Here is a 14746-nt window from a genome sequence, read left to right as displayed (position 1 = left end):
GCGCGCAGGTCGAATACCGCGCTACCGTACCGCTCTGCCGCCGCCCGCTCGCCCCGGGGCGCTGCTGACCCGCCGCCCGCGGAACGCTCAGGAGTCCAGCAGCACCACGTCGACCTCGCTGCCGGCGGGCAGCTCGGTGACCTCCTCGGGAACGGTGATCAGGCAGTTCGCCCGGGCCAGCGCCCCGACCAGGTGCGAGTCGGCGGCGCCCACCGGCCGCACGGTGCCGTCCGCCGCGTACCGGCCGCGCAGGAACTGCCGGCGCCCGGCCGGGGAGCGCAGCGCGGACGGGCAGAGCGCGCGCACCACCGGGCGGTGGACGTCGGTCGCGCCCAGCATGGTGCGGATCACCGGGCGGACGAAGAGCTCGAAGGAGATGTAGGCGCTCACCGGGTTGCCCGGCAGGGCGAGCAGCGGCACCCCGGCCGCGCCGCCGATCCGGCCGAAGCCCTGGGGCTTGCCGGGCTGCATCCGCAGCTTGCGGAAGTCGACTCCCCCGTAGGACTCGAAGACCTCCTTGACCACGTCGTACGCGCCGACGCTGACCCCGCCGCTGGTGACGATCAGGTCGGCCCGGCCGAGCTGCTCCTCCAGCACGGCGCGCAGCCGGTCGGCGTCGTCGGGGACGGCACCGACCCGGAAGGCGATGGCGCCGGCCTCCTGGGCGGCCGCGGTGAGGGTGAAGCTGTTGGAGTCGGAGATCTGCCCGGGCCCGACCGGCTCGCCGGGCTGGACCAGCTCGCTGCCGGTGGAGAGCACCACGACCCGGGGCCGCGGGCGGACCTTCACGGTGGCCCGGCCGATCGCGGCGAGCAGGCCGAGCTGGGTGGGGCCGAGCCGGGTGCCGGCCTCCAGGACGGTGGTGCCGGCGGCGACGTCGCTGCCGCGGCGGCGGATGTGGGCGCCCTCGGCGACCGGGCGCAGCACCCGGACCTCCTCGTCCGGCACCGGCGCGGTCATCGCGGCGGCGGCCGTCCCGGTGCCGGTGCCGCCGTCGGTCCACTCGACCGGGGCGACCGCCTGGGCGCCGGGCGGCACCGGGGCGCCGGTCATGATCCGGGCGGCCCGGCCGGGGCCGACCTTGGGCAGGTCGCCCGCGCCGGCCGCGATGTCGCCGACCACGGCGAGCACCGAGGGGTAGGCCTCGGTGGCGCCCCGGGTGTCGGCGGTGCGGACGGCGTAGCCGTCCATCGAGCTGTTGTCGAAGGGCGGCAGGTCGCCCTCGGCGACCACGTCCTCCTCCAGTCGGCAGCCCTGGGCGTCGAGCAGCTGGAGCTCGATCGCGGGCAGCGGGCCGACCGCGGCCAGGACGTCGGCGCGGTGCTCGTCCACCGTCCAGAAGCGAGGAGCCGCCGGTGCCCGGTCCGCGGACCCGTCGCAGCAGGCTGCGGGGGTGGTGGTGTGCTCCGTGGACCGGGTCATCGGCGGCTCGCTCTCTGTGTCGTGAGATCAGTCCTGCAGCTCGGAACCGACGAACTCCCGCAGCCAGGAGCGGAACTCCGGGCCCAGGTCCTCGCGTTCGGCGGCCAGTCGGACGATAGCGCGCAGGTAGTCGGCGCGGTCGCCGGTGTCGTAGCGGCGGCCCTTGAAGAGCACGCCGTGCACCTGGCCGCCGGCCTCGGCGTCGCGGGTGGTCAGCTCGCGCAGGGCGTCGGTGAGCTGGATCTCGCCGCCGCGGCCGGGCGGGGTCTCGCGCAGCACGTCGAAGACCAGCGGGTCGAGGACGTAGCGGCCGATGACGGCGTAGTTGGAGGGCGCCTCGCCCGGCTCGGGCTTCTCGACCAGGTCGGTCACCTGGAAGACGTCCTCGCCGAAGCCGTTCGCCTTGACGGCCGCGCAGCCGTAGAGGTGGATCTGGGAGGGGTCGACCTCCATGAGGGCGACGACCGAGCCGCCGAGCTCCTGCTGCACCTCGATCATGCGGGCGAGCAGCGGGTCGCGCGGGTCGATCAGGTCGTCGCCGAGCAGGACGGCGAAGGGCTGGCCGGCGACGTGCTGCTCCGCGACGGAGACGGCGTGGCCGAGGCCCTTCGGGTCGCCCTGGCGGACGTAGTGCATGTTGGCCAGCTCGACGGACTCGCGGACCCGGCGCAGGCGGTCCTCGTCGCCCTTGCGGACGAGGAGCTCCTCCAGCTCGTAGGCGCGGTCGAAGTGGTCCTCCAGCGCGCGCTTGTTGCGGCCGGTGACCATCAGTATGTCGGAGAGGCCGGCGGCGGAGGCCTCCTCGACGACGTACTGGATGGCCGGCTTGTCGACGACGGGCAGCATCTCCTTCGGGGTGGCCTTGGTCGCCGGGAGGAAGCGGGTGCCCAGTCCGGCCGCGGGTACCACGGCCTTGGTTACCGGAATACGGGAGGTGGTCGTCGTCATGCGTTTACCTTACTCAGGCACGTTTTCGCCCGGCCGAGCGCGGTCGGGCGGCTAGGACAGCACGTCCCGGGGCACGGCCACGGTGGCGGGCGTATGGGAAGCGACCGGCTGGGCCAGGGGGTCCCCTCCGGTACAGGCCGACAGACTACCCGGCTTTTCCGAACGGTCACGTTCGGGAGTCGGCGCCCGCTCCGGCCCGGATGCGGGCTGCTCACGGGGCCCGGCGGGGCGGCCGGGGCCCGGCGCCAGCCGCCAGCAGTCGCCGCCGGCGCGGCGGGCGGCGGCCAGGGCCCCGTCGGCGGAGCGCAGCAGGACGGCCGCGTGGGCGCCGTCCTCGGGGAGCACGGCGATGCCGACGGCGGCGGTCAGGCCGTTGCCCCCTGCCGGACGGGGCGCCCGGGTGCCGGAGGACCAGTCGAGCAGCAGGTGCCGGCGCACCGACCAGACCAGCCGCTCGGCGACCTGCGCGGCGCCCTCGGCGCCGGTGTCCGGGAGCACCACCAGGAACTCCTCGCCGCTGTAGCGGCCCAGGGTGTCGGCGCGGCGGATCTCCATGGCGAGCCGCTGGGCGAGGTCGCGCAGTATCGCGTTGCCGCGGGCCCGGCCGTGCTCGGCGAGCACCGCGTCGAAGCCGGCGATCTCCAGCAGCAGGACGGCCAGCGGGCGCGGGCCCTCGGCCTGGCCGGTGTGCTCGGCGCGGCGGGCCCGTTCGATCTCCCGGTCCAGGGTGAGCTGCAGGTGGCGGTAGTTCCAGACGCCGGTGAGCGGGTCGCAGGAGGCGGTCCGCTCCAGCTCGGCGCAGCGCTCCTCCAGTTCGGCGATCCGGCCGGTCAGCCGTTCCCGGTCGGCGGCCGCCCCGGCCCGCTCCCGGCGCGCGCGCAGTCCGAGCACGGTGGCGCCGGCCAGCGCGGGGGCGCTCAGCGCGGCCAGGGCCTGGACCAGCAACGGGGTGGACAATCGGGGCGCCCTTTCGCGTGTCAGGCTCTGCGCGTCACGGTTTTCGGACGTGGAGGATCCGGTGCACAACGAGAAGAGCGACCTGAGGACACGGCTGTTGACGCGGCGCCGCGCACTCACCGCCGAGGGGCGCGCGCGGGCGGCACTCGCGCTGGCCGGACACGCGCGGGAACTGGCCGCGCCGGGCAGCACGGTGGCCGCGTACGTGTCGGTGGGCGCGGAGCCCGGGACGCGTCCGCTGCTGGACGCGCTGCGGGAGAGCGGCGTCCGGGTGCTGCTGCCGGTGCTGCTGCCCGACAACGACCTGGACTGGGCCGAGTACGCGGGGCCGGCGGCGCTGGCCGCGGCCGGGCGCGGGCTGCTGGAGCCGGTCGGGCCGCGGCTCGGGCCGGAGGCCGTCACGGGGGCCTCGGTGGTGCTGCTGCCGGGCCTGGCGGTGGACGCCGCCGGGCTGCGGCTGGGCCGCGGCGGGGGCAGCTACGACCGGGTGCTGGCCCGGCTGGAGCGGGCCGGGGCGCGGCCGGTCCTGGCGGTGCTGCTGTACGAGCACGAGCTGCTGGAGCGGGTGCCGGCCGAGCCGCACGACCTGCCGGTGGACCTCGCGGTCACGCCCTCCGGGGTGCGGGCGCTCGGCCGGGACGGCGGCGGCTGAGGCGGCGGCCGGGACGGCGGCGGCCCCGCTCTCCCGGGGAGGAGGGCGGGGCCGCGCGGGCTCGGGACGGGCCTCAGCCCGTGGTGAGCACCAGCTTGTGCTTGGTGGCCTTCTCGACCGCGTCCGGCGTGTAGGCCCAGGTCAGCAGCTTGCCCTTGAGCCAGAGGTCGGTCTGGTCGTTGTAGTTCTGGTGGAAGGCGTGGCCCGAGGCGCCGCCGACGTTGACCCAGCGCGAGGAGTCCAGGTCGTTCAGGTCGACCACCATCCGCATCGACGGGATCCAGTCCACCTGGTAGCCCGCCGCCGCGTTCCAGCCGGCCGCGTCGACCGCCGCCGAGCCGCCGGAGAGGCGGTACGGGCCGCGGTTGAGCAGCTTGTGGACGAGGCCGGAGGCGATCGAGGAGTTGTCGGTGCCGAGGGTCTGCTCGCGCAGCTCCAGCTTGTGCAGGCGGCCCCAGCTCCAGGTGGAGATGTCCTTGCCGAGCAGCGAGGTCAGGTCCTGCCGGGCGTTCTTCATCGCCTCCTTGAGCAGGTTGTCCAGGCCCTTCTGCTCCTTGTGGTCGGAGTCGATGTACGTCCACCAGGAGCTGTCGGGCTTGTCGAGCTGGGTGCGCACGACCTCGGTCCAGCGGTCGCCGCCGTCCGGCTGGGCCTTGCTCGGGTCGCGGGTGCCGCACTGGGTGACGATCTTGCTGGAGCTGTCCGGCTTGGTCGGGTCGTCCTGCTGGCGCACCAGCAGGCAGTTGTCCTTGGCCCGGATGTCGGCCGGGAACTTCTGCCCGAAGGCCAGGCTGAGCAGGTTGCGCCAGACGCCGTTGTAGTAGGCGGCGGCGGCCGAGTCGGCGTCCTGGTGGAAGTTCCAGTCCTTGAGCAGGTCCTGGGCCTCGCGCACGTAGGGGTCGTCGATCCGCTGCTTGAGCAGCAGCGGGACCAGCGTCTTGGCCATGATGCTGGTGTTGTCCAGCTGGAGGGTCTGCATGTCGTCCGGCGAGATCTTGCCGTTGTTCTTGAGCAGGCCCTCGATCTGGTCGGTGATCTCCTTGGCCCGGGTGCCGTACTCCCAGTCCTTGGTGAGGCTGTACTTGTAGCTCGGGTCCACCACGGCCTGGTTGGCGGTGACGATGTAGCCGGCCGCCGGGTTGAGGCTGTACGGCAGGGCGGTGAAGGGGACCGGGTCCGGCTTCCACTGGTACGAGGAGTCCCAGCCCGGGGCCGGCATCGAGCCGTCGCCCTTGCCGCGCACCGGGATGACGCCCGGGGCCTGGTAGCCGATGTTCTTGCTGTCGGCGTAGATCAGGTTCTGCGCGGGGACGGCGAAGTCCTTGGCGGCGGCGCGGAACTCGTCCCAGTTGCGGGCCCGGTCCAGTTCGAAGACCGCGTCCATGGTCCTGCCCGGGCTCAGCGCCGTCCACTGCAGGGCGACGCCGTAGCCGCCGGTGCCGCGGTCGGGGGCGGAGCTGCCGTTGGGGGCGTACTTGCCGACGTTCTGCTGCTCGGTGCTGACGTCCGAGATGAGCGGGGCGCCGGTGCGGGTGGTGCGGACGGTGATGGTGCGGTCCTCGCCGCCGGCGACCTTGATGGTCTCCTTGCGGAGGTCGAACTTCTCGTCCTTACCGTCCACCTGGTAGGTGTCCGGGCCGGTGACCTTCTCCAGGTAGAGGTCGGTCACGTCGGCGCCCAGGTTGGTGAAGCCCCAGGAGACGTCCTTGTTGTGGCCGATCACCACGCCGGGCATGCCGGCGAAGGTGAACCCGGTGACGTCGAACTGGCAGGCCGGCGAGGCGGTCCGGCAGTGCAGGCCCATCTGGTACCAGACCGAGGGCAGGCCGGGGCCGAGGTGCGGGTCGTTGGCCAGCAGCGGCTTGCCGGTGGTGGTGTGCGAGCCGGCGACCACCCAGGAGTTGGAACCGATGCCCTGGCCGGGGCGGCCGAGCAGCTGCGGCATCCCGTCGATCCGGTCGGTGAGGCCCTGCAGCAGCGCCTTGGTGGTGGCCGCGCCCTGGGCGGTGCCCGCGCCGGGGGCGGCGCCGGACGGGGCCGAGCCGTCGGCCGGGCGGTAGGTGTCGCCGTTGACGGTGCCGGTCTTCACGATCGTGCCGTTGCGGGCGTACGGGTAGTCCGGGTACAGCTCGGCGATCTTGTCCGGGCCGAAGTCCTGGGCCAGCAGCGAGCGGTCGATCTCCTCCTGGAGGTTCCCGGAGAGGTTCCAGGCCATCGCCTTGAGCCAGGCCACCGAGTCGACCGGGGTCCACTGCTCGGGCTTGTAGCCGCTGTTGACCGCGCCGAGCATGGCGTACTCCAGCGAGGCCTTCTCCCCGCCGGGGTGCTCGGCGAGCCAGGCGTTCACGCCGTCCGCGTAGGCCTGGAGGTACTTCTTGGTCTCCGGCGAGAGCTTGGTGTCGTACTCCTTCTGCGCCACCTGCCGCCAGCCCATGGTGCGGATGAAGGAGTCGGTGTCGACCTGGCCGTCGCCGAACATCTCGGACAGCCGGCCCGCGGTGATGTGCCGCCGGACGTCCATCTCCCAGAAGCGGTCCTGGGCCTGGACGTAGCCCTGGGCGCGGAACAGGTCCTCGCTGGTGTCCGCGTACAGCTGCGGGATGCCGTTGGCGTCGCGCTTGACGTCGACCGGCGCGCTCAGGCCCGCCACCTTGACCGTGCCGTCCACCTCCGGGAAGGAGGCGCGGACCGCGGTGACCCCGCGGTAGCCGCCGTAGCCGACACCGGCCACCAGCAGCACGACCAGCACGATCACGATCAGACGGGCGCGCCGGAACTTCTTCGAGCGGGGCATCTGGGTCCTTGCGGTCCTGACTTCGGGGCGGGCGGGCGTGTCCAGGGCCTGGGGCCGTGACAGGGCACCACATTAGGCCGAGTCGGACGGCCGGCGTGCACGGGGGACGCTCCCGGCGGGATCGGAGGCGGTCAACGGGCGGCCCGGAAGGGGCCGGTGGGCGCCCCGAGGGCACGCACGGCGGGCGCGACGAGGAAGGAAGTAGGCAATGAAACTAAAGATATGGCAAAATGTTAGACTGAGTAACGATCCGCAACAGGAGCATTGACGACTTCTTAACGGGTCGACGGTCCGGCACCGCCCGGCCCGGCACCACCTGACACCCCGCCCGCCCATGCCTGCCCGAGGTGCCACTGCGTGAACGTCGCCCACCTGAACCAGCTCCTGCTCGAAGCCTCCGTGATCCTGCTCTTCGCAGTGGTCGCCGTCCGGTTCTCGACCCGATCAGGGCTGCCCAGTCTGCTGATCTACCTCGGGATCGGCGTGGCACTGGGCCAGAACGGGATCGGCGTCACCTTCAACAACGCCGAACTGACCCAGGTGCTCGGCTACGCGGCACTCGTGGTGATCCTCGCCGAGGGCGGCCTCAAGACCAGTTGGCGCGAGGTCAGACCCGCCATGCCGGCGGCCACCGTCCTGGCCACCGTCGGCGTCGGTGTCAGCGTCTTCGTCACCGCGGCCGGCGCGCACTGGCTGGTCGGCCTGGACTGGCGCACCTCGCTGCTGCTCGGCGCGATCGTCTCCTCCACCGACGCCGCCGCCGTCTTCTCGGTGCTGCGGATGGTCCCGCTGCCGCACCGGCTCACCGGCCTGCTGGAGGCCGAGTCCGGCTTCAACGACGCGCCCGTGGTCATCCTGGTCGTCGCCTTCGCCTCCACCGGCGAGCTGGACTCCTGGTACATGCTGCTCGCCACGATCGCCGCCGAACTGGCGATCGGCGCCGCGGTGGGCCTGGCCGTCGGCAAGCTCGGCGCGTTCGCCGTCAAGCACGTCGCCCTGCCGTCCTCCGGCCTGTACCCGATCGCCGTGGTCGCCCTGACCGTGCTCGCCTACGCCGGCGGCGCGCTGCTGCACGGCTCCGGCTTCCTCGCCGTCTACATCAGCGCGGTGATCCTCGGGAACTCCAAGCTGCCGCACGGCCCGGCCGTCCGCGGCTTCGCCGACGGGCTCGCCTGGATCGGGCAGATCGGGATGTTCGTGCTGCTCGGACTGCTCGCCTCGCCCGAGACCATGGGCGACGCGGTGGTCCCCGCGCTGGTGGTCGGCGGGGTGCTGGTCTTCCTCGCCCGGCCGCTGTCCGTGGTGCTCACGCTCACCCCGTTCAAGGTGCCCGTCCGCGAGCAGGCACTGCTGAGCTGGGCCGGACTGCGCGGGGCGGTGCCCATCGTCCTCGCCACCATCCCGGTGGTCTCCGGGGCGCACAAGGCCGACGACGTGTTCAACATCGTCTTCATCCTGGTCGTGGTCTTCACCCTGCTCCAGGGCCCGACCCTGCCCTGGATGGCCAAGCGGCTGCGGATCGGCGAGGGCGCCATGGGCCAGGACCTCGACATCGAGTCCGCGCCACTGGAGAAGCTGCACGGGCACCTGCTCTCGGTCACGCTGTCGCCGACCTCCAAGATGTCCGGCGTGGAGGTCAGCGAGCTGCGGCTGCCCAAGGGGGCGGCGGTCACCCTGGTCGTACGGGACGGCAGCTCCTTCGTGCCGGACAAGGCGACGATGCTGCGCGGCGGGGACGAGCTGCTGGTGGTCACCACGGACGAGGTCGGCGAGGCGGCCGAGCGGCGGCTGCGGGCCGTGGACAAGGGCGGCAAGCTGGCGGGGTGGCTGAACGGGCGCTGAGGCGCCGCCGGGGTGGCTCGGGTGACCTGAAAGGCCTGAGGGGCCCGGGTGGCTCGGGTGGCCTGGGTGGTCTGGCGGGATCTACGCGCGTAACTGTATGGTGGTACGACCACGCCGTATGACTACCGTTAGAACACCCCCAGCATCTGCCTGACGCAGAGTTGGCGCGACCGCTCGGCGGCCGCGGTCCGGCCCCGGCCCACCAGGCCCGGCCGGCCCGGTATCTACCCCGGTCGACGCGCGAGAGGACGACTCTCGGCGCCGTCGGGGCCACCCCATGCCCTGCCGCGCTACCAGGCAGCAGGAAGGACCGACCGTGACGGCCCGCCGAACGGTCGAGACCACCGCGGACAGCGCTCCGGACACCGCGGACAGCACCCCGAACAGCGCGACCACCGACGCCGCGACACCGGCCAAGGTCGGGTACGGCGCGCTGCTGCGCACGCCCGGAGCCTGGACCTTCCTGGCCCCCGCCTTCATCGCGCGCATGCCCTACGCGATGCTCAGCATGGGCATCCTGCTCCTGGTCAAGGACACCCACGGCTCCTACGGCACCGCGGGCACCGTCACGGCCATCGCCGCCGTCGCCCAGGCCCTGCTCGGCCCGCAGACCGGACGGCTCGCCGACCGGTACGGGCAGGCCGCCGTCCTCGTCCCGACCGTCGTGGTGCACGCGGCCTCGGTCGGCCTGCTGATCGCGCTGGCGCTCGGCCACGCGCCCGCCTGGAGCCTGTTCCTGGCCGCCGTCCCGGCCGGCGCGAGCGTTCCGCAGATCGGCGCGATGGTCCGGGCCCGCTGGATCGCCACCATCGGCGCCGAGGGCGCGTCCGCCTCCGCGTCGGCCAAGGTGAGCACCGCCTTCGCCTTCGAGTCCGTGACGGACGAGTTCACGTTCGTGATCGGCCCGATCCTGGCCGCCAACATCGCCACCTCGGTGAACCCGGCCACCGCCCTGGTCGTCGAGGCCGCGCTGACCTTCGTCGGCGGCCTGGTCTTCGCCGCCCAGCGCCGCACCGCACCCGCCCGGATCACCCCGGAGCCCGGCGTCCGGCGCGCCTCCGCACTGTCCTCCCCCGGCGTCCGGCTGCTGGCCGGGGTGATCCTCGGGGTCGGGGCCGTGTTCGGCGGCATGCAGGTCTCGGTGAACGCCTTCGCCGACTCGGTCGGCCAGCACGACGCGGCCGGCACCGTGTACGGAATCTTCGCCGGCGGCTCGATGGTCGCGGGCGTGCTCTACGGCGTCATCGCCTGGCGGCGGGCCGTCCAGCAGCGGATGGTGGTCAGCTACGCGCTGCTGGTGGCGGGCTGCTCCACGCTGTGGGCGATGCCGAACCTGGTCACGCTCTCGATCGCCGCGCTGGTCTGCGGCCTGGCCATCGCGCCGACCCTGATCAGCGGCTACACCCTCGTCGAGACCCTGGTCGAGGACGGGGCCAAGACCGAGGCCTTCACCTGGCTGACCGGCGCCATCGGCCTGGGCCTGGCGGTCGGCTCGATGGTGGCCGGGCGGCTGATCGACGCCCACGGGCCGTCCGCCGGGTTCCTGGTGCCGCTGGTCGGCGCCGGGCTGGGTGTGATCGCACTGGTGTCGCTGCGGCACCTGCTGGTGGCCCCGGGCGGGGCGGGCCGCGTGGTGGCCTCCTCGGCCGACCTCGGCGGCGCGGCACAGCTGGTCGGTGCCGCGAAGGGCTGAACGCGCGGTCGTCGGTGACTCGGTACCGGCTCATCTCACACCGGATTCGCTGGACTGATCCAACGGAATACCGCATCATTGACCATCGTTAGCACTCATCAGGCGAGAGTGCCAGGAGGAAGACAAGTGCCCACGTACCAGTACCAGTGCACCGAGTGCGGCAACGGCCTGGAGGCGGTGCAGAAGTTCACCGACGAGGCGCTGACCACGTGCCCCGACTGCCAGGGACGGCTCCGCAAGGTCTTCTCGGCCGTGGGCGTCGTGTTCAAGGGCTCGGGCTTCTACCGGACCGACAGCCGTTCGTCCTCCAGCAGCTCGGTGAGCTCCGGATCGTCCTCCGGCTCGTCGACCGGCTCCTCGACGTCGTCGGGCTCCGGCTCGGCCGGCTCGTCGTCCGGTTCTTCGAGCACGTCGAGCACGTCGAGTTCGTCCAGCTCGTCCAGCAGCCCGGCTCCGGCCGCCGGCTGACCCCGGTCTCACGGGAAGGCCCGTCGGCCCCGCTCCACGCGGGGACGGCGGGCCTTTTCGCGTGTCGCGGCAGGTCTTTCGCGCGCCGGGCGGGCCTTTCCGCGCACCGCCGTCAACTTCCGGAATCGAAACAACTCGTGCGGGTGTACGAAGTTGTCCACAGGGGCGGGTTTGTCCACAGGCTGTGGGAATCGACTTCCGGGGCACGGCGCATCCGCGCAAGGTAGGGGACACCGAGCAAGACCCACCTAATTCCGGAGGTGTCCCGATGACGACCACGACCTTGCCCCTCCCGCTGCCCGCCCCCTCCGTACCGCCCCGGCGGGAGGTGCCGAGCTTCCCGCCGATCCGGCGCGGCTGCGGCGGGTGGCACCGCTGGCGCCGGGCCGTCCGACGGCGGGGCGGGGTGCCCGCGCTGGTGCTGCTCGCGGCGGCCGCGGCATTCGCCTCCGGGCCCGCGCGGGCCGGGCTGCCACCGCCCCCGGGCGGCGGCGTGGGCCGTACGGGTTGTCAATCCGGGCTTCCGGAAGATCACCCGTAACCCGGCGACGACTTCGTCGTTCGAGGCGGCATGAAAGGCTTCAAGGAATTCCTGCTGCGTGGAAATGTCGTCGAACTCGCCGTCGCCGTGGTCATCGGCGCGGCCTTCACCAACATCGTCAACGCCTTCGTCAAAGGCGTGATCAATCCGATCGTCGGCGTGTTCGGGACGAAGGACCTGGCGTCCTACAGTTCCTGCCTCAAGGGGCCCTGCGAGGTGAGCGCCACCGGTGAGGTCACGTCCGGGATCCTCATCCTGTGGGGGTCGGTGCTCAGCGCCCTCCTGCAGTTCCTGATCACCGCCGCCGTCGTCTACTTCGTGCTGATCGTGCCGATGAACCGGATGGCGGCCAAGCGGAAGAGCGCCGCCGAGGTGGCGGCCGAGGCCGAGGCCAAGGAGGTCCAACTGCTGACCGAGATCCGCGACGCGCTGGTCGTGGCGCGCTAGGAAGTCCCTCAGTCGCCGTGGTGCGGCGGGCGCTGGCTCAGGTACCAGTCCAGCCCCCGCCCACCGCCGGCACCCGCCCCGGGGCGATCGCCCCAGCCGGCGTCGGTGTCGTCCCTGGACTGCTGGTCCAGCGGGTCGCGGAAGACCAGGCGGGCCTTGGCGGAGGTGGAGGTGGTGGAGGCGGGAGGGGTGGTGGTGGGTGGGGTGGAGGCGGAGGGTGGGGTGGAGGCGGAGGGTGGGAGGGAGGGGGAGGGAGGGGCGGGGGTGCCCCCCCGCGCCCGGCCCTGGCCCTGTTCGCGCCCCGGTTCCTGCGCCTGCCCTTGTTCCTGCTCGCTCATCTCGTCCACTCCCCTGCTCGCGGTCCGACCTGTCCTTTCAGCGTAGAAGCCTCGCGAGGCTCCCGACGACACGCGCCGACCCGGGTGCGGAGCACTCCGCACCCGGGCCCGGGTGGTCGGCCTCGGCCGCCGGCCGTCAGGCGGCCTCGAAGCCCGCGTGGTCGGCGATCTTCTTGAGCTCGGCCAGGGCGTGCTTCTCGATCTGCCGGATCCGCTCACGGGTGAGGCCGTGCTGCTTGCCCACCTCGGTGAGGGTGCGCTCGCGGCCGTCCTCCATGCCGTAGCGGGAGCGGATGATCGAGGCGGTGCGGTCGTCCAGCCGCCCGATCAGGCCGTCCAGCTCCTCGCGGCGGAGCATCACCATCACGGCGTCCTCGGGGGACGTCGCCCCGGTGTCCTCCACCAGGTCGCCGAACTGGGTCTCGCCCTCGTCGTCGACCGACATGTTGAGGCTGACCGGGTCCCGCGCCCAGTCCAGCACGTCCTTGATCCGGGCCTCGGTGGTGTCCAGCTCGGCCGCGATCTCGGCCGGCTCCGCCTCACGGCCCAGCTCCTTGGACTTCTCCCGCTGCACCCGGCGGATCCGGCCGAGTTCCTCGACCAGGTGCACGGGCAGCCGGATGGTGCGGGACTGGTCGGCGATCGAGCGGGTGATCGCCTGCCGGATCCACCACGTCGCGTAGGTGGAGAACTTGAAGCCCTTGGCGTAGTCGAACTTCTCGACGGCGCGCACCAGACCGGCGTTGCCCTCCTGGATGAGGTCCAGCAGGGGCAGGCCGCTGCGCGGGTAGCGCCGGGCGACGGCCACCACCAGGCGCAGGTTCGAGCGGATGAAGACGTCCTTGGCGCGCTCGGCGTCGGCGGCTATCGTCTCCAGCTCCTCGCGCGTGATGCCGTCGGGGAGCCGGCCGTCGGGGAGTTCGCTCTCCTCCAGCAGGTGCTGGGCGTACACACCGGCCTCGATCCGCAGCGAGAGCTCGACCTCCTCGGCGGCATCGAGCAGGGGCGTCCTGGCGATCTCGTCGAGGTACATACCGACCAGGTCGCGGTCGGCCTCAAGGTTGGTCGGGCGGGCCGCGCGAGTCCGGTCGGCCCTGTCGCGAACGACGGCACGGGTGGCCATGCTTGCTCCCTTTGCTGGTGTTGCCGAGGTCTGCCTGCCTGCCCCCCTGGAGGGCAAGAAGTGCGGGCCCCCAGGGGCTCACACGTAACGATCCAACGAACAGATTCCGGACAACATTCCCAAGTCGTTCAGATTCTTCCTCGTGATGCAGTATCCTGCCGGTTTTCACCCCGGTCCTGGACACTCGGTGACCGCCCGGGCACCTCGGGTGCCCGTTCGCGACCGCCCGTGGAACGCCTCTTCACCGACCGCACACGCAACCGTCGCCCATGGGTTGAACAGGCGAACGCTTGTGGACGTTCCCGCGCGCCCTCGACTTCCGCCCGCGCCCGCCCCCCGGCGCACGCAGGTCCTCCGCACAAAAGATGCCGAATCGCTATCACTCCAGCTCCCGATCGGCACAGCGCACTGGGAAGGTGTCAGGCATGCACCTGACCAACAGCACGAGACCCGTCACCGTGCGTCATCGCCGCCTCCTCCGGGACGCGTCGGTCGCGCTGGGCTGCGCCGCGCTGTTCGGCCTCCTGGCGGCGCTGGTGACGGGCCGCTGGCACCCCCTGCACGAGTTCGACCAGGACTGGATCGGCGGACTGCACTCCTACGCACGCGATCACCGGATCTGGACCGCCGCGGTGCAGACCCTCTCCGACATCGGCGGCCCGGTCACGATGCGTATCCTGCTGGGCTGTGCGGCCGCCTGGCTCCTGCTGATCGGTGCCCGGGTGCTGGCCGGCTGGGTGGCCGCCCAGGCGCTGGTGGGCTGGGCGGCCCAGTGGGCGCTCAAGCTGGCCGTCGGCCGGCAGCGGCCCGCCTTCTCCGACCCGGTGTCGCACGCGGGCGGCCCGGCCTTCCCCTCCGGGCACGCCATGGCCTCGGCGATCACCTGTGCCGTCCTGGTCGGCCTGGTCTGGTACCGGGTCGGCCGACGCGGCCGGACCGCCGCCTGCGCGGTGGCCGCGGTGACGGTGCTGACCATCGGCTGGACCAGGACCGCCCTCGGGGTGCACTGGCCCAGCGACGTACTGGCCGGCTGGCTGGCCGCCGGCGCCGTGCTGGGCGTCGTGACGGCCGTGATCGAACTCTGGCGGCCGGGAGCCCTGGCCCGGGACGTCCGACGGGTCAACTGGCGCACCAGGCCCAGGGTCCAGCGGGTCATCGTGCCGTCCGTCCGCATGCCGCGGGCCGACGAGCCGCTGGAGGAGAGCGAGTTGGACGGTCCGCTCCGCTGACCCGGCCCCGAGGGGGCGGTGCCGGAGGACCGAGGGAGCGGAGGGACGGGAACGCCGCAGGCCCTCCGCCCGGGGTGGGCGGAGGGCCTGCGAACTGCGGTTCTGAATGTGCCCCAGGCAGGATTCGAACCTGCGACACCGGCTTTAGGAGAGCCGTGCTCTATCCCCTGAGCTACTGAGGCGTGGCCGGTCGGTGACCAGGCCGTTCACAGCGTACCGGATCAGGGGTCGGCCGGGGGTGGCGGACCGGGAGGCGGGGGTGCCGGGGTCTGACGGGGGGACAGCGCGGGGG

The 14746-nt window shown here is 72.6% G+C and carries 12 protein-coding genes and 1 tRNA gene; 6 read left to right on the top strand and 7 right to left on the bottom strand.

What is annotated here, in order from left to right; genetic code table 11:
* Positions 1 to 87: 87 nt before the first annotated feature.
* From glp to ACFY2K_RS28215, 3 genes are read right to left on the bottom strand one after another with little or no spacing between them, the layout of a single operon-like run.
* The gene (gene glp / locus ACFY2K_RS28225) at positions 88 to 1422 is read right to left on the bottom strand and encodes a gephyrin-like molybdotransferase Glp (protein WP_387715104.1); all 1335 of its coding nucleotides are present in this window, start codon (positions 1420 to 1422) and stop codon (positions 88 to 90) included.
* Positions 1423 to 1449: 27 nt separating this feature from the next.
* Positions 1450 to 2370: a UTP--glucose-1-phosphate uridylyltransferase GalU gene (gene galU, locus ACFY2K_RS28220; RefSeq protein ID WP_270144670.1), complete on the bottom strand. Its 921-nt coding sequence runs from the start codon at positions 2368 to 2370 to the stop codon at positions 1450 to 1452.
* A gap of 51 nt (positions 2371 to 2421) precedes the next feature.
* Complete coding sequence (locus ACFY2K_RS28215) at positions 2422 to 3327, bottom strand: GGDEF domain-containing protein (RefSeq protein ID WP_375892758.1); 906 nt, start codon at positions 3325 to 3327, stop codon at positions 2422 to 2424.
* A 61-nt stretch (positions 3328 to 3388) separates the two neighbouring features.
* Here ACFY2K_RS28215 and ACFY2K_RS28210 point away from each other — a divergent pair, with 61 nt between their 5' ends.
* Positions 3389 to 3979, top strand: a complete 591-nt coding sequence (locus ACFY2K_RS28210; protein ID WP_380397549.1) for a 5-formyltetrahydrofolate cyclo-ligase — start codon at positions 3389 to 3391, stop codon at positions 3977 to 3979.
* A 73-nt stretch (positions 3980 to 4052) separates the two neighbouring features.
* Here the strand turns inward: ACFY2K_RS28210 and ACFY2K_RS28205 are convergent, their stop codons facing one another.
* On the bottom strand, positions 4053 to 6773 hold the full coding sequence (locus ACFY2K_RS28205; RefSeq protein WP_380524051.1) for a penicillin acylase family protein: 2721 nt from the start codon (positions 6771 to 6773) through the stop codon (positions 4053 to 4055).
* A 357-nt stretch (positions 6774 to 7130) separates the two neighbouring features.
* On the opposite strand from ACFY2K_RS28205, the gene ACFY2K_RS28200 reads away from it, so the two are divergent.
* From ACFY2K_RS28200 to mscL, 4 genes are all read left to right on the top strand, one after another.
* Positions 7131 to 8615: a potassium/proton antiporter gene (locus ACFY2K_RS28200; RefSeq protein WP_375892764.1), complete on the top strand. Its 1485-nt coding sequence runs from the start codon at positions 7131 to 7133 to the stop codon at positions 8613 to 8615.
* 316 nt (positions 8616 to 8931) lie between these two features.
* Positions 8932 to 10308, top strand: coding sequence for an MFS transporter (locus ACFY2K_RS28195; protein WP_387715098.1), 1377 nt, complete (start codon positions 8932 to 8934; stop codon positions 10306 to 10308).
* A gap of 126 nt (positions 10309 to 10434) precedes the next feature.
* Positions 10435 to 10776: an FmdB family zinc ribbon protein gene (locus ACFY2K_RS28190; RefSeq protein WP_380524055.1), complete on the top strand. Its 342-nt coding sequence runs from the start codon at positions 10435 to 10437 to the stop codon at positions 10774 to 10776.
* 571 nt (positions 10777 to 11347) lie between these two features.
* Entirely contained in the window at positions 11348 to 11764 is a 417-nt protein-coding gene (gene mscL, locus ACFY2K_RS28185) for a large conductance mechanosensitive channel protein MscL (protein ID WP_375892768.1), read from the top strand.
* An 8-nt stretch (positions 11765 to 11772) separates the two neighbouring features.
* Here mscL and ACFY2K_RS28180 read toward each other — a convergent pair whose 3' ends face one another.
* Both ACFY2K_RS28180 and ACFY2K_RS28175 read right to left on the bottom strand, forming a co-directional pair.
* Positions 11773 to 12102 (bottom strand): hypothetical protein, encoded by a 330-nt coding sequence (locus tag ACFY2K_RS28180; RefSeq protein WP_387715094.1) that lies wholly within the window; start codon positions 12100 to 12102, stop codon positions 11773 to 11775.
* Between the two features lie 136 nt (positions 12103 to 12238).
* On the bottom strand, positions 12239 to 13225 hold the full coding sequence (locus ACFY2K_RS28175; protein WP_375892770.1) for a sigma-70 family RNA polymerase sigma factor: 987 nt from the start codon (positions 13223 to 13225) through the stop codon (positions 12239 to 12241).
* Between the two features lie 425 nt (positions 13226 to 13650).
* Between ACFY2K_RS28175 and ACFY2K_RS28170 the strand changes: the two genes are divergently transcribed.
* Positions 13651 to 14454, top strand: a complete 804-nt coding sequence (locus tag ACFY2K_RS28170) for a phosphatase PAP2 family protein (RefSeq protein WP_375892772.1) — start codon at positions 13651 to 13653, stop codon at positions 14452 to 14454.
* 109 nt (positions 14455 to 14563) lie between these two features.
* On the opposite strand, the gene ACFY2K_RS28165 is transcribed toward ACFY2K_RS28170, so the two are convergent.
* Positions 14564 to 14636, bottom strand: a tRNA-Arg gene (locus ACFY2K_RS28165).
* Positions 14637 to 14746: the final 110 nt, after the last annotated feature.

This window comes from Kitasatospora sp. NPDC001309, assembly GCF_042896295.1.
Lineage (GTDB): Bacteria > Actinomycetota > Actinomycetes > Streptomycetales > Streptomycetaceae > Kitasatospora.
This window is presented reverse-complemented; position numbering and strand designations above follow the sequence as displayed.